Below are 22,956 nucleotides of genomic sequence, written 5' to 3' on the forward strand. Positions count from 1 at the left end.
TTCTCTATGACTATGAAACTAGGATAATATTCCTTCCAATCAATTGTTGTTGGATAGGGCTCTGGAAATTGATGGTGCCTTTATTACAAAAAATGCATGATATGATATTTCCAGAGCCAAGACACATCAACGAATTAATGGGAGGAAATACAAATGAAAAAGAAAATGTTCATATCAGCAGCAGCTGCTGCAGCTATAATTTTTACAGGAGCGGGTGCTAGCCAAACTGAAGCGGCAAGCTGTGAAACTGTGAAACAAGTAACATATAAATCTATCAATCAGGAAGATATACAAAAAGTACTTGAACAATACTTAGCTAAGTATAATATTGCAATGCCAACTTCACACTTCGCATTCCAACAATTAGTACAGCAAGTACAATTAACACCGGAAGCAAAAGCTGAAACACCGGAAGAAGTAGCAGCACCAGAAGCACAACCTGAAGCAACAGAAGAAGTAACAGCACCAGAAGCACAACCTGAAGCAACAGAAGAAGTAACAGCACCAGAAGCACAACCTGAAGCAACAGAAGAAGTAACAGCGCCAGAAGCAAAACCTGAGGCAACAGAAGAAGTAACGACAGAGAAAACAAATGAGGAACAAAAAGAGACAAGCTCAGAATTAAGTGCTTTTGAACAAGAAGTAGTTACACTAACAAATGCTGAGCGAGCAAAACAAGGTCTAGCAGCTCTTGAAATTGATACAGAATTGAGCAAGGTAGCCCGTGCGAAGTCTCAAGATATGAAAGACAATAATTATTTTGATCATAATAGCCCCACGTACGGTTCTCCATTCGATATGATGAAACAATTCGGAATTAGCTATACATCAGCTGGAGAAAACATCGCACAAGGTCAACAAACACCAGAAGAAGTGGTTGAAGCTTGGATGAACAGCCAAGGCCACCGTGAAAATATCATGAATGCAAGCTTTACTCATATCGGTGTTGGATATGTAGAATCAGGTAACTACTGGACTCAACAATTCATCGGTAAATAATAAGTTTAATAGAATAAAAAGAGTGTACCTTGAAATTTGAGGTACACTCTTTTTTGCGTTAGTTCAGAAATGATTGCATGTAATCGTTCTAGAGGAATTAAAATTCTGAAACATCGATTTCGGAATACTGCGAATTAAAGCTTTTAGGCAGACGGATTTCTAATGTACCGTCTTTATATTGTGCAGCAGCACCTTTTTTCTTAACGAGAGCAGGCAATGTAATCACATGTCGATCCGATGCTTCTGGTATACCTTCAACGATTGATTGATTAGAAGTATGTTTCAGTTTCATTTGTTTGAGCCAGGCTTCATCCTCGATGGGTATTCTTATGAAGACAAATGAATGCGTTTCGAAAACTTCTGAATGTAAGGGGTGTTCTGAAGGCTTATTATCCTTTTGGAAAGGATTATTAGCTTGGTTCGTCATTCCTTGCATATTTTCTGGTATGACTTGTGTAAATACCTTTTCAATAAAGGTCTGTACATCACTTTGCTGCATATTCTTTAAGAAGTCCTTTTGATTTGAGTTTTTCTGGAAAGAAAAAAGTGAATTCCAAGGAAACATATTGAATTCCTTTCTCCTGCATTTCTGGTGACAGGGTTATTTTTGTTATTTTATGCAGGCTCAAACCCATGGGTTCATTTTCCGATATGTTAATTTTTAGGAAAATAACTCGTGCCTATGTATAATATAAAATAAAAATCATTTGGTAAAGAGGGATGCCTGTGGATGAAAAAGTAGCTGTTATTACGGGAGGAGCAAAGGGAATCGGTAGAAGGACTGCCTATTCCCTAGCAAGTATGGGGGCGTCAATAGTCATCACCTATCGGAAAAGTCAAAAGGAAGCAAAAGCATTGGTACAAGAATTGAGGGAAAATTACTCAGTAAAAGCATTGGCAATTGAAGGCGATGCTTCAGTTGAGAAAGATTGCAAGAGCCTGGTGGAAGTAGTTATGGATACTTTTGGAAGAATAGATTTCTTCATCCATAATGCAGGACCTTATTTGCATGAACGAAAATCCATGACCGAGTATAGCAGTGAAGAATGGAATTACATGATGAACGGTAATCTAAATGGTTTTTTCTTTATGACAAAGGAAATCATCCCTCATATGCGAAAGCGAAGATGGGGTAGGATCATCACGCTCGGTTTTGACCGTTGTGAGACGGCACCCGGCTGGATTTACCGCTCGGCTTTTGCTGCTGCAAAAAGCGGGTTGACCTCTTTAACAAGAACATTGGCATTAGAAGAAGCAACCAATGGAATCACGGTCAATATGGTCTGTCCAGGGGATATTGTAGGTGCATGGAAGGAAGCCGAGATTTTTATGGCCAAGGGGGAGAAGGATGAGTTGGTCCCGGTAGGAAGACCCGGAACAGGAGGAGACGTTGCACGAGTCATTACCTTTTTGTGCGAAAATCAATCTGATTTCATTACCGGAAGCGTCATTCCAATCACAGGCGGAAGTGATATTCTAGGTAAAATCAATAAGAAGTAATAGGATAGATAAAGATAAGAAAAGGTGAAGAAAGGATAAATCCTTTTTTCACCTTTTTAAGCGGTTTTATTGAATTTTATATGCTGAATGTATCGTAAACGAGCGGCCAGACCTATTGCTCCTAGTGCCAAACCTGAGATTAAACCGACCCAATATCCGAAAGCTCCCATTTCCGTAAACTTAGCAAATAGATAGCCTATAGGCAGTCCGAGTGCCCAATAGGAGACAAGTGACATAGCGAAAGTGACATTGACATCTTTGTATCCACGTAATACTCCCTGAATGGGTGCCTGCAGGGCATCGGATATCTGAAAGAAGATGGCATAGATCAAAAAATGGGAAGTTAGTGCAACTACAGCGTGATCTTTTGTGTAGAGAGCAGCTACAGGTTCCCGGAAGAAAAATAGGATAGCTGAACTGACGAGGGCCATCGACAGAGCCATGATTATTCCTATCTTGCTGTATTCACGGGCGTCATTATATCGTTTAGCACCAATTTCATATCCAATGACAATGGTTAGGGCCATAGATATACTAAGCGGCATCATATAAAGCAATGACGCGAAATTCATCGCAATTTGATGTGAAGCAATAGTGATCGTATCATATTTACTCATGAAGAGGGTAACGGCTGAGAAAATGCTTGTTTCGAAAAAGATGGCCAATCCGATAGGGACGCCTATCTTTAATAGGGACCACCATTCAATCCAAGATACCCTGAAAAATTCATGGAAAACGAGATAGGAAGAGAACGGATTCATTTTCACCACGACTAAGATGGCAATGATAGCGATTAACCAATAGGTAATCGCGGTGGCATAACCAGAACCGACCCCTCCAAGTTTCGGAAAACCAAATTTTCCGTATATGAGAAGGTAATTGAACACAACATTTATCGGAAGTGCGATCAACGTAATAACCATCGAAATTCTTGTTTGACCCAGTGCATCAATGAAGGATCTTAAGGCATTGTATATGAATAATGGAACAATCCCGATTGATAGGGCAACCAGATAGTCATGCGCGACCCGGTGGACAGTTGAATCCAAATCCATGGCATTCAAAATAGGGTTTAAAACAAATGACCCGACGACTAAAACTATGACGGCTAAGGATATGGCCAAGTATATGGCCTGCATCACTGAAAAGGATACCAATTTTGTACGTCTTGATCCGATTAGCTGTGAGACGACCGGAGTCAAGGCAATCAAAATGCCACTCAATCCCGTATAGACTGGAGTCCAGAGCGAACTTCCTATCGAGACGCCGGCAACATCTTCAGTACTGTATTGGCCCGACATCATCACATCAAAAAAAGTCATGGCATAGAGACTGATTTGGGTGATGAGGATAGGTATCAAAATATAAAATAACAAACGGATCTTTTCTGACTTTTTATAAGTTTGATTCATCGATGTACCTCGGTGTATGAAATTTTTTCACAATGAAAGAATTATATCATAAAATCCCTTGAACATTTTGATTTTATTTAAGGCAAGATATAAAAAGGGACTGCCGGTATTTAGGCAGTCCCTTTTGTCAGTCATGCATGGATTGAAAATCGTTCATGTCTGCTGTATGCGAATCGGTTTGTAGGATGAATGCCTGAGAAGGGATGGCAATCTGGACATCTTCTTCTTCGAGGATATCCAAAATCTTAAAGTTGATATCTTCTTTGATGGCTAAATACTCCCCATAGTTGGTTTCGTTTGAGAAGAAATACAAATAGATGTTGAAACCCGTATGGCTGAACTCATCAAATTTCACCAGTATGGTTTCGGGATGGACTTCCGGATGGTCAGTAAGCATTTTTTCAACTCTCTTAATGACATTTTCCAACTTGTCCTTTGGCGTTGTGACATTCACGCCTAAATGAAAAGCAATCTGCCTTTTGCCCATCTTCGACCAGTTGATGATTGGTTCATTCGAAAGGGTGGCATTCGGAACCGTAACGAGAGCCTGCGCAAATGTACGAACCTTCGTACTACGAAACGTAATGTCCTCAATCGTCCCTTCGACACTTGGTGTTTTAATCCAGTCGCCGATAGTAAAAGGTTTTTCGGTAACGATAACGATTCCACCGAAGAAGTTACTGACAGTATCCTTTGCAGCAAGGGCAAAGGCTAGACCTCCTAGTCCAAGACCTGCAACAAATCCATTGACGTTAAATCCCCATTCTTCCGCAATGATGGATGCTCCCAGTGCCAAGATAATCAATTTAATGATTTTCGTTAAGAACGGCATCACGATTTGATCGACTTCAAGTCCGAATTTACTAACTAACTTAGGGAACAAGATGGTTAAAATCGAGCTGATATTGAAAATCGTCCAAAAGAACAAGAAGACAAAGACCGAACGGTATATCTTCGACCTCATAATTTCTGATGGGATGTCAATTGGAAAGTAGTGCATCGAAATGATGATCCCTATCAAAACGATGAGCCATCTTACTGGTTGCTCAATGGCTAGCATTAGGTTGGCGGCAAATTCAATTTTTCTTTTTTTTGCGATTTTAAGGAAAAATTTGAAAATATAAGTAGTGAATGCTTTCCTTAACAAAAGGACCAGAAGGAAAATAATGATAGAAATTCCTAGTTGTGTCCATGCATCAATTCCTTCAAATTGATTAAGAGATTCAGAAACTTCTTGCAATGTAATGTTCCTCCAATGTATTCTGTAGAATTGTAGAATACTAAGATTATAATATATTCAGAGTGAAAATGAAAAAATAATCGCTCATTGCATTTATTACGTTATTCTATATCATTGTTTGCATTTTCGAGTAAATATACCCTTGAAATGTGGTACTATGGATGGAAAGTGATTTTTTAAGTTTGGAAGGTGGAAATTTTGACTAAGAAAGTAGTGTTTACCGGTGGAGGTTCAGCCGGTCATGTGTCAGTTAATGCAGCAATCATCCCGGAATTTTTAAAACATGAGTGGGATGTTACTTATATCGGTTCTAAAAAAGGGATTGAAAAAGATATCATTGAAAAGGAATTTCCTGAAATTCGATATGAAACGATTTCAGTTGGTAAATTCCGGCGGTACCTTTCTGTAGAAAATGCAAAAGATCCTTTCCGTGTAATAAAGGGGATTTTTGACGCAAGAAAGATTTTAAAACGAACTAAGCCTGACTTCATTTTCTCAAAAGGTGGATTTGTTTCGGTTCCGGTCGTATTGGCAGCAAGGATGTTGAAAATCCCCATAGCGATTCATGAATCTGACTATACACCAGGGCTAGCCAATAAAATTGCCATGCCGCTTGCTTCTAAAATATTCACGACATTTGAAGAGACGGAAAAGGACTTGCCAAAAGATAAGGCCATGTACCTTGGGGCGGTACTACGTGATGGGATATTCACAGGTAAACCTTCAAAAGGCAAGACCATTTGTGGTTTCACGAATAGCAGGCCCGTATTATTGGTCATGGGCGGCAGCCTTGGAGCGGTTAAAATAAATAACTTGATAACGGATAACTTGGATCAATTATTAAAGGATTATCAAATTATTCATATTTGCGGAAAAGATAATGTCAAGTCGGAACTTAAGCAAAGAGGGTATGCCCCATTTGAATACGTACATGAAGAACTATTCGATTTGCTAGCGTGTGCTGATGTTGTTGTATCAAGAGCAGGTTCGAATTCAATTTTTGAATTCCTCGGCCTACAAAAGCCAATGCTACTTATTCCGCTTAGTGCGGCCGCATCCCGTGGGGATCAGATTTTAAATGCTGCAAGCTTTGAAAAGCAAGGCTTCTGTAAGGTGATTCAGGAAGAGGAATTATCAGATCAAGTCTTTAACCAGGCACTTCTTGATCTAGTCAATAATTCCGACGCATACCAAACGAAAATGCGTCAAAAGCGTCCGTTCAAAACTGCGGCGGAAATGTATGAATTGTTGACGAATGTAATGAAAAGTAAAAAGTAGGTTATTATTTCCCTTCCTCAAGCATATCTTTTTTCGAAAAGAGGAGGGGGAAGGATGGCTCACCAATACTCGAAAGGATGGTTCATTCAGCAGTTAAAAACTGCAGGAATCAGTTATCATCCTATTGAACGAAGAAAGTTAGAATTGTATAAAACCTATGAGTTAAGACGTTTATATGAACTCACTAAAAAAGAAAAAACATAAAGGAGCCGCAACGTATTCTACGTTGCGGCTCCTTTATGTTTTTCTTGTCTTTTAAAAATAGACCTTATATCTTTTTGGATATATTCCTATTACACTGCAAATGCTATTTATTATTCCAAAACAATGAATGCTTTATAGTTATGGATAAAACTTTTCCCTTATGGAGTTTAAATATGAAAAAGATTAATTTTAATTCTTCACTACCGATAGTCATCCTTTCGGTCGGACTTCTGAACCACGTTATGATCATTCCTTTGGTATTGGATGTGGCAGGAAGAGATGCTTGGATATTTGCTGTTCTCACAGGTGTCTTATCTATTGGTTGGGCGTTCCTACTGTATTGGATTTTAAAGAAGAAAAAAACGGAGCATCTTTTTCCCTGGTTGGCAAATCGAATGGGAAAACGGTTTACAAAGGTAATATGTTTTGTGCTTTCAGTATATTTGATCACGATCATCTTGACGACGGCTAAAGATATGGTTGACTGGGTCCGTACCACGTCCTTGCCAGAAACACCTTCAATCGCCATTATTATACCTTTTACGTGTATATGTGCCGTGCTTGCGTATTCTAACCTTAAGACCATTGCCATTAATTCAGCGATTTTATTACCCATTGTGATTGTTTTAGGTATCTTTGTAGCTACTGGTAATATACCCGAAAAAAACTATGATTTTCTCTTTCCACTATTTGAGCAGGGTTATTTTTTTGGGATTAAATCAATGTACTACATTGCAAATGGATATCTGGAGTTGATTATCGTTATATTATTTCAGCATCATCTTTCAAATGGAGAGGCCATTAAACTGAAAACGGTATTGGGGATGATGGGCATCATCACGGTATTAATCCTTGGCCCGCTTACCGGTGCCATTATTGAGTTCGGCCCAATTCTTTCTAGCGAAATGCGATATCCGGCTTATGAACAATGGCGCTTGTTGACTATCGGGAAGTACATTGCCCATACAGACTTTTTTTCCATATATCAATGGATTGCTGGCGCCTTTATTCGGGTATCAATGGCGATGTTTTTACTTCCGGATTTATTAAGAGTAAAAACAGCGAATATGAAGAAAGGGATCCTGATAGTCCTGGCAATAATGATGATTATTATCAATGTAATTCCCTTAAGCGATATTCATTTTTATACATTCTTAAAGAACTATTATTTTCTGGGTACTTTCTTTTTGCTCATTATTCTTATTCTTTTATTTACAGTGGCAGCCAAGATGAAACCTAAACGAAAGGTGGTTCCTGATGAAACGATTCAAAAGCGCCCATGATAAACCATACTATTATACGGAAGAAGTTTTTCGAGAACTTTTCAGGAATAGTTCGGATATTTTATTTAGGGTAATGGAAAGTGAACAGAATAAAAAAGCGAACATCCTCTTATTTTATTACCCCGGAATGGTAGATACAATTGAATTGAATAATAATGTATTGCAATACATTCACGTTATGCTGGAGCAAAAGGATGATTATGAAAAGCTCGAGCCTCCATTTCATCCTTCTTTGACTTTGACAGAGCTTTCTTGCAGTCCGATTGATAAAGAGGACATAAGTAGACGGGTATTCAGCGGGGAAATCCTTATTTTTTTCCAAGTAACACAGCAGCTTTTTGCATTACCTTTACCAGACATTCCAAACAGGAGTCCGGAGGAATCATCATTTGAAATTTCTCTTCGGGGCCCACGGGATGGGTTTGTGGAAGATCTTGCAACGAATGTGGCTCTCATACGTAAAAGGATGCGAACAGCTTCGCTATCCTATGAAGAGTTTACAATTGGGAAGAGCACCCAAACAAAAGTCGCCCTAATGTATATAGAGAACATAATAAATCCTGAACTTGTTAAGCTGGTAAGGAAAAGACTGAATGAAATTGATATTGATGTATTGATTAGTAATCAACAGCTTGAGGAGTTGATCTCAAAGGCAAATTTCAGGCTGTTCCCACTGACTCATTATACGAGTAGACCCGATTTTTGCGTCGGATCATTAAACCAAGGCAGGTTCATTGTACTTATGAATGGTTCACCCACCGTCATCATAGCACCGACCACATTATTGCTTCAGATTAAAGCGGCCGAAGATTCAAGCCTTCCTTTCATATTCGTTTCTTTAGAAAGGCTTCTACGAGTCTTTGGATTGGTGTGTTCTATATTGCTTCCAGGTTTTTGGGTGGCATTATCAGCGTATAACATAGAACAATTGCCTTTTCCTTTACTTGCAACAGTCAGTATCTCCAGATTGGGACTACCTGTCTCTGTTGCGCTTGAAATGTTTCTCATGCTAGGGTTATTCGAGTTGTTCCGTGAATCGGGAGTACGGTTACCTCAAGCAGTTGGCCAGACTGTTGCAGTCGTTGGTGGTTTGATCGTCGGTGATGCAGCCATTCGTGCCGGATTGACATCTCCAACAATGCTTGTCATCGCTGCAGTCACGTCAGTGGCTTCCTATACCTTGGTTAATCAATCTTTGACAGGGGTCGTATCAATCATCCGTTTATTAATCTTAATACTTAGTTCTATACTAGGTATTTATGGTTTACTTATTGGATTTATATTCGTTACTTTTTGGGTTTCCTCTCTCGAGTCGTTTGGAGTACCTTATATGAATGAACTTTCACCTCCAAGTCTTTCGAAAGTTTCAGATGCTTTTATAAAAATCCCATGGAATGTTAAGAAAAGAACTAAAGGCGCTCTAGACCAAACGGAAAAGGGGGAGTAAACAGTGACACGACGATTGTCGAAGCTTTTTCTCATCTTATCGGCCTTTACACTTTTAACGGGATGTTGGGATTATAAGGATATTCAGGACATCCATTACGTGACTACTTTAGGAGTGGATTATCTTGATGGCAAGTATGAGGTATATGTACAGTTGGTTGACTTATCTGGTGTGGCCAAGCAAGAAAACAAGAGTACAGAACCGGGAAAAGTGTATGTCGGGAAACATTCAGGGAAATCCATTGCGGAGGCAATAAACCATTTGTATCAGTCGGCACAACAACGATTATACCTTGGTCAAGTTTCTACCTTTGTGTTGACGGATAGGGCGTTAAAGCACAATATAAATGATATAATTGATGCCGCTTTCAGATATAATTTGATTCGGTATTCAAGTAATATTTTTGCGACGAACAAGCCATTGAAGGAATTGTTTGCTATTAAAGGTTTTTTCAATTTAACGCCTTTATATTCAGAGCTGCATTTTCCAAAAGCGGTTTATGAAAACATTTCCTATATTAAACCGATTTCATTGAGAACCTTTATTTCCACTTACAGGGACGTTTCGATAACTACGATCCTTCCGACGATTTCTTTTAGTGAAAAGGATTGGACCGAGGACAAGAAAAAGCGCAGGACTTTCATGATTGACGGAGCTTTTGTCCTGTATTATAAAAAATCGTTAAATTGGTATTCCATTGATGATTTAAAAGGATTGCGCTGGGTAACGGAAGATACGAATAGAACACCACTTGAATTTAAAAAAGGTGACGGCACAAATTACATCTCATTATCCCACCCTAAAGTGAAAATCAAACCGTTCATTAAAGATAATGAAGCTAAATACAACCTGGATATACATATTAATGGGAGTATCTTGGAAATGTCAAATACAGAACCTTTAAAGAACTTTGAAAATGTAGTTCAAGACTATATAAGAAAAGAAATTGAAAAGACATATAAAATAGGCTTAAAACGGAATGGAGATCCACTGGGTCTGGGGAGAACTCTATACCGTAAAGAATTGAAATTTTGGCAAGCTAAAGGCTTTAAGGAACCAAATGATTATTTGAAGGGAAATTCAATTGACCAAATTAACATAACAGTTAACCTGACCAACGCTGGTACACTTGATTACCATCCGTTTAAAAGTTCAAAATTGCCTGGGAATGATGGGAAATAGGCTAGGTCCTCAGTCAGAATCTTTTCATAAAAAATCCACATCGGCAAATGACGATGTGGATTTTTTATCATACTAGAGAAAATGATTAATTAGTGGAAATAAGCATGAAATGATGATGCCGGAAAGGGCCATTGCCGCACCTGCGACCGCTCCTGTAAATTCACTTTCCTGTGTTGCTTGGGCAGTCCCAAGTCCGTGTGCAATTGTGCCATAAGCAATGCCACGGGCGAAAGGCATCGTGACGTTCAGTTTATCCATCAATTTAGGTGCGATCATCGTGCCTAAAACACCGGTTAAAATGACGAAAGCTGCAGAAATATTAGGGTTTCCGCCATAAATTTTGGTGATTTCCACGGCAATAGGAACTGTAATGGACTTAACCGCCAATCCCTGAAGGATATAAAGCGGAAGTGTTAAGGCTTTGGCGATGGTTAAGGCAAGGGTTAATGTCACGGCAAGACCCAGAACCATACCGCTGATTGCTGGTATCGCATATTTTGCGATTATGGCTCTATTTTTATAAAGAGGAACGGCCAACGCAACAGTAGCCGGTCCTAAGAAATACGTGATGATGTCTTTGCCTGGGGTATAGTCATTGAAATCCAACCCACTTATTAGCAACGCGAGAATAATAGTGACTGTTCCAAAAAAAACAGGCGTCGTAAAAGGTGAAGGATGTGTACTGTATATTTTCCTACCGATAGCATAGGCTATGATCGTAATCATTATACTATAAAGTGTGATGAATGTTGTCACGCTGTTTAACCTCTTCTCTACGGGAGAACTTTTGGACGACCAGGGATGATACGATGAATCCGATAATCAAACTGATTAACAGTGTTAGGGCTAAGGGAAGTCCGTATTTTAGAAAGAGCCAACCCATGGTCATTAAGCTTACAGAAATCGGAATGAAGAAAAAGGCCAGATGTTTGACTAAAAAGGTTGATGTAATATCAACCCACTCCACTTTTAAAATTTTAGTTTGTAATAAAATGAATAATATAAGCATGCCAATTACGCTTCCTGGAATGGGCAAACTGAAGAAATTGGATAAATAAATCCCTAGTTCACAAATAATAACCAACAGGAAAAGCTGGATGATAAAAAGAATGATTTTTTTCATAATTAGATCCTTTCCATGACTATTTGAATGTATTTAGTAATTGGTCAATTGTATTTATTATAGAAAAAGATTGAGTAAATTAATAGGGTATATGCTTATTCGGCCCAGAAAAATTGTACTCCATATGGCTAAAAGAGGGGGAAATGTAAATAAACATAAAAAAACGTCCCAAATCCGGGACGCTTCCGTTTTCTGTATATAAATGATAGGGTACCTTTTCTTTCATAAGAAAGAGTTGGCATGCCTTTATTAAGATTAAGCTTCAAGTAATTGCTGGTCTTCATCATTATCCTGTCTTAGGATATGCAAGGTGTATAAATCCTTGGGAATTTCAAATAAATCATAAATGTCTTCCTCTTGATTTATTTGATCATAGAGAGCTTTTCTGGTTTCATTTGCCTTGATCGCATAAGGAAGCTTTTCGGCTGCTTTAATGGAACGGATATTTATTTTGCGAATCCTCATAAAAACCGTTTCCATGCCGAGCTCAAAAAATAATTCCTTGAAGAAGGCGTCTTTGGCAACGGCATTATACCCTTTACCATGAAAAGGTTTTCCAAGCCATGTACCTAGGAACCCAGCTCCGTTTTCAATATCGTATAAAGAAATACAACCAACGGGATTTTCCCATTCATCTAAGATTGTTCGTGAAATGAGCTCACCTTTTTCTTCAGCCTCAATCGTTTGCTTAGTAATGAATACATATTCTTCATATGAATCTACTTTATGGCGCACGAAAGGGAAGACATCTGGATGAGTCATGTGTTCATAAAGAGAAAAACAATCTGCAAAATCTCTCTTTTTTAACATTTCCGTCCCTCCGTTTGAGGGCAGTCCTTATGCGTAGCCGCTGCCCACCCTCGAAATTTTTTAAGTCGTTCATCAAAAAATTTCGGGGTGGGAATCGAACCCACTAGAACCGGAAACCGGTGGCGCACCATTTGCCTTCCCTATTTTTATTTTCAGAAAGTATTTAAATCTAAAGAACCTTACGAAGGTATAATACTAAAAAATAAACGGTTTGGGAATAGGTTTTTTGCCTTTTTTTTTCGTCAATTTCCAACTTTTTTTTGAAGGTGGAAATTGGGAAGGTTTTGGTTGGTATTCAACTTGATTTTGAGCCCGATTGTCAGCATTTCACTAAGAAAAGTTGCTTTTTTATTTTGTTAAAATCGTCCAGTGAATTGCATGAATAAAATTATCGTACCGAGTGCCCAGACGTACATGGAAAACATCTTCAAAGATCGTTTCTTTAAGAAATCAATCATCCAGACTACGGCTATATATCCAAAGATTGCGGCAGCGAGGGTCCCAATCAAAAGAGCCATGAAAGGGATCCTTTCAACCTCTCCCGTGAAAATGGGTTTCATCTGAAAGACGATTCCTCCGGCAATGGCAGGGATGGAAAGTAAAAAAGAAAAATAGGCGGCTGTTGCCCGGTCAAGCCTGCAAAAAAGACCAGCTGCGATGGTCAATCCGGAACGTGATAAGGCAGGCATGATTGCAGCCGCCTGAAAGGTACCGATGATAAAGGAATCTTTTATGGAGATATCATCTAGTTTCTTATTCCCTTTATTGACTCCATCGGCCCACCATAGAATCATTCCGGTTACGAGGAATTCCCAACCAATCGTCAACCCTGTTTTTGAAAGGCTGTCAAACCAATCACTTAAAAGGAGACCGGCAATAACAGCCGGAAGCGTTCCTATTACCAGAAGAAGCGTCAATTTTGAGAATGGATTTTTCAATAAGAATATGATTTCATCTTTGTAAACGACCAATAAAGCAAGTAAAGTTCCAATGTGTAGCATAGTATCTAGAAAGATGCCAGCTTCGTCAAGATGGAAAATGTGCCTCCCCAGATATAAATGGCCTGTACTTGAAATCGGTAAAAACTCAGTTAAGCCCTGGATGATTCCAAGGATGAAGGCCTGGAATTCATTTAGCAAATATATCCCTCCATTCTTACGTGGACAATCCACTATTTAATCTGTATGCGTGGGAAGGGCCAACTTATTCGGTTTTTTATCCGTTAACGTTTTAAGATGGGGGAAAAAAGACTTACTTTTTTTAAAAAAACATGTAAGAAATGAAACTAATTGCTTTTTGAATCGTATTATTTCATATAAGAAAGGAGGAACAGAACACATGCCCACTAAAGATGAAAGAGTGTTTGCTGCCCTAATATATGTAATTAGCTTTTTTACCGCTTTTGTCGGTCCTTTAGTCATATGGTTAGTTAAGAAGGATTCATCCCAATTTGTAGATTATCACGGAAGGGAATATTTGAACTTCTTTATCTCTTATACTGTATATTCCATCGTCGCTGGTCTACTTGTAATCATATTGATTGGTGCAGTACTATTACCGGTCATAGGTATAGCTTTAGTTGTATTTACAATTATAGCTGCAGTCAGAGCTTATGAAGGGGTCGACTATCGCATTCCCTTCATATTTAGGATTTTATAAGTTTTACATCGGGGGATTCTGCTTAGGCGGATCCCTTTTTTTATGATGGAACAAGGGTCATTTACTAGCCGAGTATAATAAAAAGGAGGGGTTATCAATAAAGTATCGGCCATGAACCGAAGAGGCGAACTCATTGGTTATTATGAAGAAAACGGTACAAAGCCCCTCGTGAAGATCAATAGAATGATTTATAATTATGACAAGAATGAATGGATATCCATACAAACTTCAGCAGGGTTCTTATTCTTTTGAAATTATGAGTGGCACCGGAAAGAAGGTGGCTATCAAGTATGGTGCTGTCGAAGGATTGGGAAACGATATTCAAGTCAAATGCACCTCTTCTTAGTTTCCCTTTGCGTATGCTGGGGTTTGTGTAGCCGTACATCATCATCGTTCCTTTTAGCATCAGGTTAGCATTAGGCAATTTTTTTGGCTAATAGTCTAAAGATTTGATATAATCAAATAGTAATACATAATAGAATACATAGAAAAAGGGTGAAGGTATGAGTTTACTTAATGAAATTCTAGATTATAATGAGCAATTTGTTGAAAAAGAGGAATATGTTAAGTACAAAACAGACAAATTCCCTGAAAAGAAAATGGTTATCGTCAGTTGTATGGACACTCGCCTTGTTGAGCTGTTACCAAAATCAATGAATGTCAAAAATGGTGATGTGAAAATATTGAAAACGGCCGGAGCGATTGTTTCTCATCCGTTTGGTAGCGTCATGCGTAGTATCTTGATTGCTATATATGAATTGAAGGCGGATGAAGTGTTTGTCATCCCTCATCATGATTGCGGCATGGCTTCTGTCAATGCTGATGTTACGGTAGAAAAAATGGTAGAACGTGGCATTCAAAAGGAAACAATCGATACAATCGGAGCTTCAGGCATCGATATCAAGAGTTGGCTTCGTGGATTTGATGACGTTTATGAAAGTTTAAAAAATAGTGTAGAGGTTATTAAAAGCCATCCTCTGATTCCAAAGAATGTTCCTGTCCATGGACTTATCATTTCTCCGGATAAAGGCAAATTGGAACTGGTCGTTAACGGTTATGACCACATAGAAAAATAATAAAAACAATGTACCAAAAGCTGATGGAATCATACCATCAGCTTTTTCATTTTTAAGAGTTTCTATTTATTTTTAAATGAATATTTGTTAAAATCACGAAGTGCAGTTTGTCACTTATACAAGCGGGTGGGCGAGGGACAACATAGTAAGGATACTACATGAAGAAAACAAATTTAGAAACGTTTTTTCATTTTTCCCAATATGGAACAAATGGAAAACGTGAAATTCTTGCCGGTGTGGTTGGTTATTTCACAATCGTATATATTCTCGTCGTGAATTCCCTGATTTTATCTGAAGCAGGTATACCTATTAATGGAGCGGTGATTGCAACCATTATCCTTTCCGCAGTGAGTTGTATCTTGATTGGGTTGTGGGCTAATGTACCAATAATCATCGTCCCCGGTATGGGCGTCAATGCCCTGTTCGCGTACACAATGGTTCAAGGAATGGGCTTATCCTTCCAATCGGCTCTTGGAGCTGTTTTTGTTTCGGGCCTCATTTTTGTAATCGTGGCTTTTACAAAGTTCTCGAAATTGATTAATGATTCCATTCCAGGTTCCATAAAAGACGCCATTTCTGTTGGTCTTGGTTTATTTTTGCTGTTAATCGGTTTGGAAAAGGGTGGGATTATTACAAGGGGTTCTTCATCGCTTCTTGGACTTGGTCATTTGAGTGACCCATCTGTTCTAGCAACGATTTTGACATTTTTACTTGCCATTGCTTTATTTATTAAAAATGTCCCAGGAAACTTTATGATCACGATCATCATAGGTAGCTGTATAGCGTACTTTTTTGGCACGATTGAAATCTCGAATATCCACTTTTCTGGTTTGGATACAGCCTCTTATAGTGAACTCTTTTTTTCACTGACATTTATCGAGGTGGGGCGAATTGAATTTTGGATAAGTGTTTTTGCGATGACCATGGTACTAATCTTTGAAAACATTGGTCTTGTACACGGACATGTGAACAGCATCGAACGTCCGGAGGCTTATAAGAAGTCTCTACAGGCAACGAGTGTCTCCGTTCTTCTTTCTGGCCCTATCGGTTCCAGTCCGACGGTAGCCACTGTTGAGACCGCTGCAGGCATCGCCTCAGGGGGCAGGACCGGTTTAACATCAGTCATCACGGGGTTCTTGTTTCTTCTGTCACTTTTATTTATTCCGGTAATTAAGGTGATTCCGGATAGTGCCATTGCGCCAATTTTAATCATTATCGGCATGCTCATGCTTGAAAATATTAAGAAAATGGACTTTAGCGATTATACAGAAAGCATCCCCGCACTTTTAATCATTACCTTCATTCCATTTACCTACAGTATTGCAGATGGAATGGCTTTCGGGTTTATTCTATACCCATTCCTGAAAGTGGTCACAGGTAAGGCGAAAGAAGTTTCAGGTCCAATGTATGTTAGCGCTATATTGTTTATTATCTATTTTATAATAGGTTAATATGAATTGAAGAGTCTGTGGAGTGGGTAGAATTGCCTCCACAGGCTTTTTATTGTATGGCAACTCGGCTTTCTTGATGGAATATTCGCTTAATTGGAATTTTCCCGATGACATGTTCGAACTTATAATGCTATGATAAAGAATATTTAAAATAAATGAACAGCATTGAGGATGTGACAGGATGTTAATTGAAGGTTTTAAAATTCATGGATCGGGCAATGATTTTTTAATTATTGATGAATTAACAACAACTCTGACCTTTACAGAGGCAGAACGCGAAAAATTAGCGAAGGTCCTTTGCAATAGAGAAAAGCTTGGAGCGGATGGCATTCTATTTGTCATGAAAAGTGAGCATGCAGATGCCAGAATGCGGGTATTTAATGCAGATGGATCAGAAGCATCCATGTGTGGTAATGGACTTCGGTGTGTGGCCAGGTATACGAATGACGTTTTAGGGCTTGATAAAATGACTGTTGAGACGATGAAAGTGAATTTACTCGTCGAAAAAACGGATGATATTTATGCGGGAATTCCAACATTCAAAGTGGAAATTTCTCCGGTCAGCTTTAGGGTCAAGGATCTTCCGCTTGCAATAGAAAAGGATCAGTTGTTAAATGAATTGCTCCCTGAGTTGCATGATTCCCTCCTATTTTCGGCATTGGCTGTCCCAAATCCACACTTGATCACCTTAGTGGATAGCGATGTATTGCAAAGTAATTTACAGGAAGAGCTTGCCACGAAAGTGAACCAACCGAATGACCTGTTTCCGGATGGGGTCAATGTCAGTTTTGTAAAAGAACTGACACCTGGGAGCATTTATGTTCGTACCTTCGAAAGAGGTGTAGGCTTCACGAATGCTTGTGGAACTGCGATGTCGGCTTCAAGTCTGGTTACTTGCTCGATTGGACTTAATTCGCTTGAACAGGAAATTTCCGTTTATAACAACGGTGGAAAAGTGAAATGTATCGTTCACCATGATGAAGAGAGTAATGCGTATTCCATTGACCTGATTGGAAATGCAACCTATGAGTTCAAAGCGTTGCTTGAAATAGACATCGATCAGCCAGAGGTTTTCACAGTGCTTGAAAAACATGAATATGAAGAGGAAACAAAATTATATGCAAAGATGCAGGATGAAGTACAAAGCTTTTTGAAAACGAAATGGTAAGGGACAAAAGGCTGTCAAATCAGTAAATTATTATAAAAAAAGAAAAACAGGTGAAGAAAAACGATTCGTTTTTCTTCACCTGTTTTATTTTTTGGACTTATAAGGCCCCTTTTGTTGTTTAAGGAAGGATAAAACCTCTAGAAATGCTGGGCCGTTATCAATCTGCCTGTAATTCTTGAAGGGGCAGCCCAACCTTTTGATCCTGTTAGGTACAGTTTCCACTGTATAATCTTCCAGTCTAAGGTTTTCATTCACTTCTTCCCATGATAAGGGAGTGGCTACCCCGGCGAAATGATTTCCACGAGGGGAATAAGGGACGATAATGGTTTTCCCTTCACTATGTTGGACAAAATCGAGATAAAGTCGATTTTGTCGATTTTTCTTCATTCTCTCTAAGGTAAAGTCATTTGGAAAGGAGCTTATTAAGTATTGACCAAGAAAATCAGTGAAAATATGTGTCTCTTTATAAGTAAAAGTATCTTCCGGTAGTGGAATATGAATCTGTAATCCCTTATTTCCTGAAGTTTTTACGAATGCTTCTATATGTAATGGAAGCAAGACTTTCTTTATTTCAAGAGCGGCATGAATCGCCAAGTTAAAATACTCAATCGAGGGAGGGTCAAGATCCAATACAATTTCATCTGGTTTAGTAGAGCCAGCTTTCTGAAATGGTGCATGGAACTCCAAGGCAAGTTGGTTGCCAAACCAAAGCAATGTTTCCAGTTCATTACATAGCATATACTCGATGTCTTCATTCAGGAACGTTTGAATCGATGCGGGCGCATACTCTGGCTTATTTTTTTGAAAAAAACGTTCAGGGTTCATTGCGCCATGAGGGTAACGAATTGTTGTCAGAAGTTTGTCGGCTAGAAAAGGCAAGAAATGAGATGACACCTCCCGTAAATATTGGAGGTATTCAACTTTTATCACCTTTCTATCCTTAAATGCCCAAATCGGTTTATCTGGGGATGTTATATGGACCGACTCCGGAAAAGTAAATTGACTGATAAGGAACCTCTCCCAAGTACATTCACTTGGTATCGTTTGCAACAGCCACTGGGAAAACTGAGGCTCCCGTAATTCATTTTCTTCATGAACATGCAGAAATTGCACTTCGATACAAATGGAAGGATGGAGGTAAAAGAACTTCGCATTCTCTTCGACGGCATTTTTTTTAATCAATTCGTGTAAAATGGTTTTATCCTGGGCACTCATGCCATTTTTGACGCTCCCAATCGGGGTAATTACACCGTCTTTATAAACGGAAATTGAAATATATCCGTTTTCTTTATGAAGAGCGGTGATAAAGCAGGGGAATACCCTCCAATTTTTCACCTTGATCCAGGAGGTTGACCGTTTTTCGTGCCATATGCTGTTGATGTTCTTGGCTACAATCCCTTCCCCATCCATGAGAATGACCTTGTTCATTGCTTCATTTGCAGTATCATAGTTTCCAATCAGTTGGATTGGGCTTTCTTCATGGGGGCTAGGATTTTCTGGGAAATGAAGTTTCTTTCCTAAGCCCTTCAACATAGCTTTCCGTTCCGACAAGTTTTGTTTGGTAATGTCTTTTCCATTTAAGGTTAGTAAGTCAAACACTATGAATCGGCATGGGGAGAGGGTGGAAGCCTCGGATATCAATGTTTGGTTTCTCAAACGTCCACGCCACTGTATCTCGGAAAAGTCTGCCTTGGCTTCATTCGTTAGCCAAACTAGTTCTCCATCTAGTTGAAGGGGAAGTATACCTTCGAGGTTCAAGGTTTCTAGGAATTCACCGATTTCCGGAAAAAGAGGCAGCAACTCTTTTCCGTTCCGGCTCGTCAGCTTTGCCACTTTACTTTCTTCAATCGTTAAAATGGCCCGAAAGCCATCATATTTGACTTCATATATCCATTCCTTAGAACAAGGAGCTTCTGGATGATAGGTGGGCAACATTGGTTTTATCACATTTTTCCCTCCGTTCAATGCGTTTATTAGTATTTTCCCCATAAAATCTTAATTTTAAGAGTTGAGATATAATTTTTTTGAAAGAAATGGGAATGATAATAATAGTGAATCAATTAATCAACGATGAGGTGAGGAATTTGCATACAATATGGAAAGGCAGCATTTCTTTTGGTTTGGTGAATATCCCGATAAAGCTTCATGCGGCAACGGAAGATAAGGATATATCCTTACGAACTTTGCATAAGGAATGCCATTCACCGATAAAATATGAAAAGGTTTGTCCAGTTTGCCAGAAAGAAGTAGGCAAGGATGATATTGTTCGTGCGTTTGAGTATACAAAAGGAAAGTTTGTTGTCCTAGAAGACAATGAACTTGAGCAATTAAAAAAACAAAATGAAGATAAGGCAGTGGAAATCATTGATTTTGTTAAAATAGAGGAAATTGATCCAATCTATTTCAACCGAAGCTATTATATGTCTCCAAACGATGGCGGTACAAAAGCCTATTCTCTTTTGAGGGAAGCACTCTTGGAGTCAGGCAAGGTTGGTCTCGCTAAAATCATCATTCGTTCCAAAGAACAAATGGCTATCCTTCGGGTAGTGGATAACACATTGTTGATGGAAACCATTCATTACCCTGATGAGGTTCGTTCTGCAACCGACGTTCCTAATATTCCTGCTAATGATGCCATTGCAAAAAAAGAAATCGATACGGCCATATTATTAATTGATCAGTTGACATCGACGTTTGATCCGACTAAATACAAAGATGATTATCGAACAGCTTTGCTTGAATTGATTGAATCAAAGAAAACTGGCGAGAAAACCATTACAGCAAAATCTAAAGAACCCGTGGCCAATAATGTGACGGATTTAATGGCAGCTTTACAAGCGTCCATTGACAGGACGAAGCCGGAGAAAATGGTTGTAAAGAAAAAGACGACACGCAAAAGAGCGGAGCCTAAAAAGAAACAAGCGTAAAAAAAGCCTGAGCGAAATCTATCGCTTAGGCTTTTTTTGTTTTATCCTAGAGGTAGCGTGGTAAATGAGGGAAAAGGTGGTGTCCGAGAATGCATAACTTTTTTAGCATACATATTTCAAAAAAACTTCTTTATATTGCCATGATGGCTGGTTTAATCCTAGTTTATTTTTTCATTTTTATTGAAATTGTGGAAGAACTGAAGGAAGGGGAGTTAATCGAATTTGATAAAGTCCTTATCAATTTCATCCAAGTGCCCTTTAGTGAACAATTTATCAGCTTTGTGACTACGCTCACATTTTTTGGGTCGGTGACATGGATAGTCGTACTAATTGGTATATTTGCCTTGATTTTGGCCTTATACAGAAGAAAACAGCTTGCTTTATACTTAATAATCACTTCAGCAATGGGTGGGGTATTTAATTGGGGGCTAAAATATCTTTTTCAAAGGGAAAGACCCGATATCGCTCCATTATTATCCGTTTCAGGATATAGTTTTCCTAGTGGTCACTCTATGGCTTCGGTTATCGTTTACGGAAGCATTGCAGTTGTATGTTTACGAATCGTCAAAAGTAAATATATGAACGGCATTATATGGTTTTTGGCTTTTTTGGCTTCATTGGTCATTGGATGGAGCCGCATTTATCTAGGGGTGCATTACCCGAGCGATGTTGTGGCAGGTTTTGTTGCCGGAGCTGCTTGGCTAACGATATCGGCATGGCTGTTACGATACCTGGAATATAAGGGGCGAAAAAATAGAAGCTAAGGGGAAAATGAAGGCATAAGAAAATCACCAAAATTATCAAAAAAGTGGTGTACTGTGAGGAAAGTAATGATCGTACCTATAAATTTTCATTAAAAGAAGGTCTCTTGTTCAATTTGGTAGCTACCTGTTAGGTATAAATAATTAGTAAGGATCTACTGTTTTCCACCCTTTTTAAAAGGAGACAAAAAAATTCGCCCCCTAAAGAGCGACAATGAGGAAATTAATCGTGAATCAACATATAGGCGACGGATTGTCTTTTTCGACTATATATTGTGTTCATATTCTATCATAATTAATTTGGAAATAGCAACTAAATTACTAAAACAAAGGGATTATTTTTATATCATTCTCTTTTCACATCGAATTTTATCCTAGTAAAGAGGTTATTGCTTTTGTTTGGTATAATCAAATAATTGAATAGATTGAATATAAAGAATGTTTCTTTATTGCAATCTGGAAATTTAAAAGAAATGGAAGATGTCCAATGGAAAATCGTAAAATCATGTCTCTTCAAATTGGGATGCCAAAAGAGGAGGAGCTTTCGGGGGTAAAGATCAAAACGGCAATGGATAAGAAGGCCATCGACTATATCACCGTAACAAAATCAGGGATTGATGGGGATGGAGTGGGTAACAGAAAGTTCCATGGAGGGCCTGACCGTGCTCTATGTTTTTATCCCTTTGAGCATTATGATTTATGGAATCGAACATTCAATAAGCAGCTTTCCATCCCTGCATTTGGGGAGAATTTGACGATTGCTGGAATGACTGAACGTCAAACGTTTATAGGCGATATCTATCGCATTGGCGGGACCGTTATTCAGATTACACAGGGGCGTATTCCTTGCTCGACCATCTCCCACTTTAACAAAGAGCCAGAGTTTTTGAAATTGGTGATGGACACTAATCTAACTGGCTATTTTGCTAGGGTTATACAAGAAGGGGTAATTGGCCAACAAGATGATATCGTGTTATTGGATCGGCTTCAAGATAAGGTTACGGTACTTTATGCAACGGATGTCATCCTTCATAAGCGTGATGGGGAGGAGGGGGCAATGTCCTTGCTTTCCATTGAATCCTTGTCGGAAGAATGGGGAGCCTTGCTTTCTAAAAGGATGTATCGTTAAAAAGTCTGAAGAAAATGAAAAAATGATAAATATACTCTTGAAATTATCAGATGATTCATGTAAATTAAATATAAATAAATTTTGAAATGTTTAGAAAATTAAACTTAATAAATCTTATCGAGAGAGGTGAAGGGACTGGCCCGATGAAACCTCAGCAACCAGCCTAGGCAAAGGTGCTAAATCCAGCAAGCAGAGCTTGATAGATGAGGAGAATGTTTCGAAAAAAGCCTTCTTCTTTGAGAAGGTTTTTTTTCTTTACTCTCACACTCATAGAAACCGACAAAAACCATAGTGTTTTTAAGAGAGG

22 protein-coding genes and 1 riboswitch are annotated in these 22,956 nt (G+C 38.7%); of the genes, 14 read left to right on the plus strand and 8 right to left on the minus strand.

The window, feature by feature from the left end; all coding sequences use genetic code 11:
• Nucleotides 1-153 precede the first annotated feature (153 nt).
• Entirely contained in the window at nt 154-999 is an 846-nt protein-coding gene (locus ACIQXR_RS02630) for a CAP domain-containing protein (protein ID WP_402868920.1), read from the plus strand.
• Between the two features lie 97 nt (nt 1,000-1,096).
• On the opposite strand, the gene ACIQXR_RS02635 is transcribed toward ACIQXR_RS02630, so the two are convergent.
• Nucleotides 1,097-1,498: an Hsp20/alpha crystallin family protein gene (locus tag ACIQXR_RS02635; protein WP_402868918.1), complete on the minus strand. Its 402-nt coding sequence runs from the start codon at nt 1,496-1,498 to the stop codon at nt 1,097-1,099.
• A gap of 227 nt (nt 1,499-1,725) precedes the next feature.
• Between ACIQXR_RS02635 and ACIQXR_RS02640 the strand changes: the two genes are divergently transcribed.
• Complete coding sequence (locus ACIQXR_RS02640; protein ID WP_402868917.1) at nt 1,726-2,499, plus strand: SDR family oxidoreductase; 774 nt, start codon at nt 1,726-1,728, stop codon at nt 2,497-2,499.
• A 56-nt stretch (nt 2,500-2,555) separates the two neighbouring features.
• Here the strand turns inward: ACIQXR_RS02640 and ACIQXR_RS02645 are convergent, their stop codons facing one another.
• Complete coding sequence (locus tag ACIQXR_RS02645; RefSeq protein WP_402868915.1) at nt 2,556-3,911, minus strand: MATE family efflux transporter; 1,356 nt, start codon at nt 3,909-3,911, stop codon at nt 2,556-2,558.
• A 127-nt stretch (nt 3,912-4,038) separates the two neighbouring features.
• Nucleotides 4,039-5,151 (minus strand): mechanosensitive ion channel family protein, encoded by a 1,113-nt coding sequence (locus ACIQXR_RS02650; RefSeq protein ID WP_402868914.1) that lies wholly within the window; start codon nt 5,149-5,151, stop codon nt 4,039-4,041.
• Nucleotides 5,152-5,340: 189 nt separating this feature from the next.
• Here ACIQXR_RS02650 and ACIQXR_RS02655 point away from each other — a divergent pair, with 189 nt between their 5' ends.
• The 5 genes from ACIQXR_RS02655 to ACIQXR_RS02675 all read left to right on the plus strand — a co-directional run bounded on the left by ACIQXR_RS02655 (nt 5,341) and on the right by ACIQXR_RS02675 (nt 10,545).
• On the plus strand, nt 5,341-6,429 hold the full coding sequence (locus ACIQXR_RS02655) for an undecaprenyldiphospho-muramoylpentapeptide beta-N-acetylglucosaminyltransferase (RefSeq protein ID WP_403079428.1): 1,089 nt from the start codon (nt 5,341-5,343) through the stop codon (nt 6,427-6,429).
• A 54-nt stretch (nt 6,430-6,483) separates the two neighbouring features.
• The gene (locus tag ACIQXR_RS02660; protein ID WP_402868911.1) at nt 6,484-6,633 is read left to right on the plus strand and encodes a YflJ family protein; all 150 of its coding nucleotides are present in this window, start codon (nt 6,484-6,486) and stop codon (nt 6,631-6,633) included.
• Between the two features lie 173 nt (nt 6,634-6,806).
• The gene (locus ACIQXR_RS02665) at nt 6,807-7,916 is read left to right on the plus strand and encodes an endospore germination permease (RefSeq protein ID WP_403079430.1); all 1,110 of its coding nucleotides are present in this window, start codon (nt 6,807-6,809) and stop codon (nt 7,914-7,916) included.
• Nucleotides 7,891-9,363: a spore germination protein gene (locus ACIQXR_RS02670; protein WP_403079432.1), complete on the plus strand. Its 1,473-nt coding sequence runs from the start codon at nt 7,891-7,893 to the stop codon at nt 9,361-9,363. Before ACIQXR_RS02665 ends, ACIQXR_RS02670 begins: the two co-directional genes overlap by 26 nt.
• A gap of 3 nt (nt 9,364-9,366) precedes the next feature.
• On the plus strand, nt 9,367-10,545 hold the full coding sequence (locus tag ACIQXR_RS02675; RefSeq protein WP_402868907.1) for a Ger(x)C family spore germination protein: 1,179 nt from the start codon (nt 9,367-9,369) through the stop codon (nt 10,543-10,545).
• Nucleotides 10,546-10,617: 72 nt separating this feature from the next.
• Here the strand turns inward: ACIQXR_RS02675 and ACIQXR_RS02680 are convergent, their stop codons facing one another.
• The 4 genes from ACIQXR_RS02680 to ACIQXR_RS02695 form a co-directional block, all read right to left on the minus strand.
• Complete coding sequence (locus ACIQXR_RS02680; RefSeq protein WP_402868905.1) at nt 10,618-11,301, minus strand: LrgB family protein; 684 nt, start codon at nt 11,299-11,301, stop codon at nt 10,618-10,620.
• The gene (locus ACIQXR_RS02685; protein ID WP_402868903.1) at nt 11,276-11,668 is read right to left on the minus strand and encodes a CidA/LrgA family protein; all 393 of its coding nucleotides are present in this window, start codon (nt 11,666-11,668) and stop codon (nt 11,276-11,278) included. The genes ACIQXR_RS02680 and ACIQXR_RS02685 overlap by 26 nt, the downstream gene beginning before the upstream one ends.
• Before the next feature lie 255 nt (nt 11,669-11,923).
• The gene (locus ACIQXR_RS02690; protein WP_402868901.1) at nt 11,924-12,478 is read right to left on the minus strand and encodes a GNAT family N-acetyltransferase; all 555 of its coding nucleotides are present in this window, start codon (nt 12,476-12,478) and stop codon (nt 11,924-11,926) included.
• A gap of 356 nt (nt 12,479-12,834) precedes the next feature.
• The gene (locus ACIQXR_RS02695; protein ID WP_402868899.1) at nt 12,835-13,617 is read right to left on the minus strand and encodes an undecaprenyl-diphosphate phosphatase; all 783 of its coding nucleotides are present in this window, start codon (nt 13,615-13,617) and stop codon (nt 12,835-12,837) included.
• Nucleotides 13,618-13,816: 199 nt separating this feature from the next.
• Here ACIQXR_RS02695 and ACIQXR_RS02700 point away from each other — a divergent pair, with 199 nt between their 5' ends.
• The 4 genes from ACIQXR_RS02700 (at nt 13,817) to dapF (ending at nt 17,832) form a co-directional block, all read left to right on the plus strand.
• Nucleotides 13,817-14,137 (plus strand): DUF4870 domain-containing protein, encoded by a 321-nt coding sequence (locus tag ACIQXR_RS02700; protein ID WP_402868896.1) that lies wholly within the window; start codon nt 13,817-13,819, stop codon nt 14,135-14,137.
• Between the two features lie 503 nt (nt 14,138-14,640).
• Nucleotides 14,641-15,213, plus strand: a complete 573-nt coding sequence (locus tag ACIQXR_RS02705; RefSeq protein WP_402868892.1) for a beta-class carbonic anhydrase — start codon at nt 14,641-14,643, stop codon at nt 15,211-15,213.
• Nucleotides 15,214-15,371: 158 nt separating this feature from the next.
• Nucleotides 15,372-16,664: an NCS2 family permease gene (locus ACIQXR_RS02710; RefSeq protein ID WP_402868890.1), complete on the plus strand. Its 1,293-nt coding sequence runs from the start codon at nt 15,372-15,374 to the stop codon at nt 16,662-16,664.
• Between the two features lie 181 nt (nt 16,665-16,845).
• Complete coding sequence (gene dapF, locus ACIQXR_RS02715) at nt 16,846-17,832, plus strand: diaminopimelate epimerase (RefSeq protein ID WP_402868888.1); 987 nt, start codon at nt 16,846-16,848, stop codon at nt 17,830-17,832.
• 84 nt (nt 17,833-17,916) lie between these two features.
• Here the strand turns inward: dapF and ligD are convergent, their stop codons facing one another.
• The gene (ligD, locus tag ACIQXR_RS02720) at nt 17,917-19,779 is read right to left on the minus strand and encodes a DNA ligase D (RefSeq protein ID WP_402868885.1); all 1,863 of its coding nucleotides are present in this window, start codon (nt 19,777-19,779) and stop codon (nt 17,917-17,919) included.
• 137 nt (nt 19,780-19,916) lie between these two features.
• Between ligD and ku the strand changes: the two genes are divergently transcribed.
• The 3 genes from ku (at nt 19,917) to ACIQXR_RS02735 (ending at nt 22,649) form a co-directional block, all read left to right on the plus strand.
• Nucleotides 19,917-20,759 carry a non-homologous end joining protein Ku gene (ku, locus tag ACIQXR_RS02725; protein ID WP_402868883.1) on the plus strand — a complete coding sequence of 281 codons (843 nt, stop codon included), beginning with the start codon at nt 19,917-19,919 and terminating at the stop codon, nt 20,757-20,759.
• Between the two features lie 89 nt (nt 20,760-20,848).
• Nucleotides 20,849-21,523: a phosphatase PAP2 family protein gene (locus ACIQXR_RS02730; RefSeq protein WP_402868881.1), complete on the plus strand. Its 675-nt coding sequence runs from the start codon at nt 20,849-20,851 to the stop codon at nt 21,521-21,523.
• 484 nt (nt 21,524-22,007) lie between these two features.
• Complete coding sequence (locus ACIQXR_RS02735) at nt 22,008-22,649, plus strand: MOSC domain-containing protein (RefSeq protein ID WP_402868880.1); 642 nt, start codon at nt 22,008-22,010, stop codon at nt 22,647-22,649.
• Nucleotides 22,650-22,760: 111 nt separating this feature from the next.
• Nucleotides 22,761-22,859, plus strand: a riboswitch (SAM riboswitch).
• The last annotated feature ends 97 nt before the right edge of the window (nt 22,860-22,956 follow it).

It is taken from the genome of Peribacillus sp. NPDC097224 (assembly GCF_044761985.1).
Classification (GTDB): Bacteria; Bacillota; Bacilli; order Bacillales; family DSM-1321; genus Peribacillus.

Bases quoted from the DNA above. Each gene is read 5' to 3' on its own strand.
- dapF (WP_402868888.1), top strand. From the start codon at position 16,846: ATGTTAATTGAAGGTTTTAAAATTCATGGATCGGGCAATGATTTTTTA.
- ACIQXR_RS02730 (WP_402868881.1), top strand. From the start codon at position 20,849: ATGCATAACTTTTTTAGCATACATATTTCAAAAAAACTTCTTTATATT.
- ACIQXR_RS02635 (WP_402868918.1), bottom strand. From the start codon at position 1,498: ATGCAGCAAAGTGATGTACAGACCTTTATTGAAAAGGTATTTACACAA.
- ACIQXR_RS02705 (WP_402868892.1), top strand. From the start codon at position 14,641: ATGAGTTTACTTAATGAAATTCTAGATTATAATGAGCAATTTGTTGAA.
- ACIQXR_RS02665 (WP_403079430.1), top strand. From the start codon at position 6,807: ATGAAAAAGATTAATTTTAATTCTTCACTACCGATAGTCATCCTTTCG.
- ACIQXR_RS02685 (WP_402868903.1), bottom strand. From the start codon at position 11,668: ATGAAAAAAATCATTCTTTTTATCATCCAGCTTTTCCTGTTGGTTATT.
- ACIQXR_RS02670 (WP_403079432.1), top strand. From the start codon at position 7,891: ATGAAACGATTCAAAAGCGCCCATGATAAACCATACTATTATACGGAA.
- ACIQXR_RS02660 (WP_402868911.1), top strand. From the start codon at position 6,484: ATGGCTCACCAATACTCGAAAGGATGGTTCATTCAGCAGTTAAAAACT.
- ACIQXR_RS02630 (WP_402868920.1), top strand. From the start codon at position 154: ATGAAAAAGAAAATGTTCATATCAGCAGCAGCTGCTGCAGCTATAATT.
- ACIQXR_RS02710 (WP_402868890.1), top strand. From the start codon at position 15,372: ATGAAGAAAACAAATTTAGAAACGTTTTTTCATTTTTCCCAATATGGA.
- ACIQXR_RS02700 (WP_402868896.1), top strand. From the start codon at position 13,817: ATGCCCACTAAAGATGAAAGAGTGTTTGCTGCCCTAATATATGTAATT.
- ACIQXR_RS02735 (WP_402868880.1), top strand. From the start codon at position 22,008: ATGGAAAATCGTAAAATCATGTCTCTTCAAATTGGGATGCCAAAAGAG.
- ACIQXR_RS02645 (WP_402868915.1), bottom strand. From the start codon at position 3,911: ATGAATCAAACTTATAAAAAGTCAGAAAAGATCCGTTTGTTATTTTAT.
- ACIQXR_RS02690 (WP_402868901.1), bottom strand. From the start codon at position 12,478: ATGTTAAAAAAGAGAGATTTTGCAGATTGTTTTTCTCTTTATGAACAC.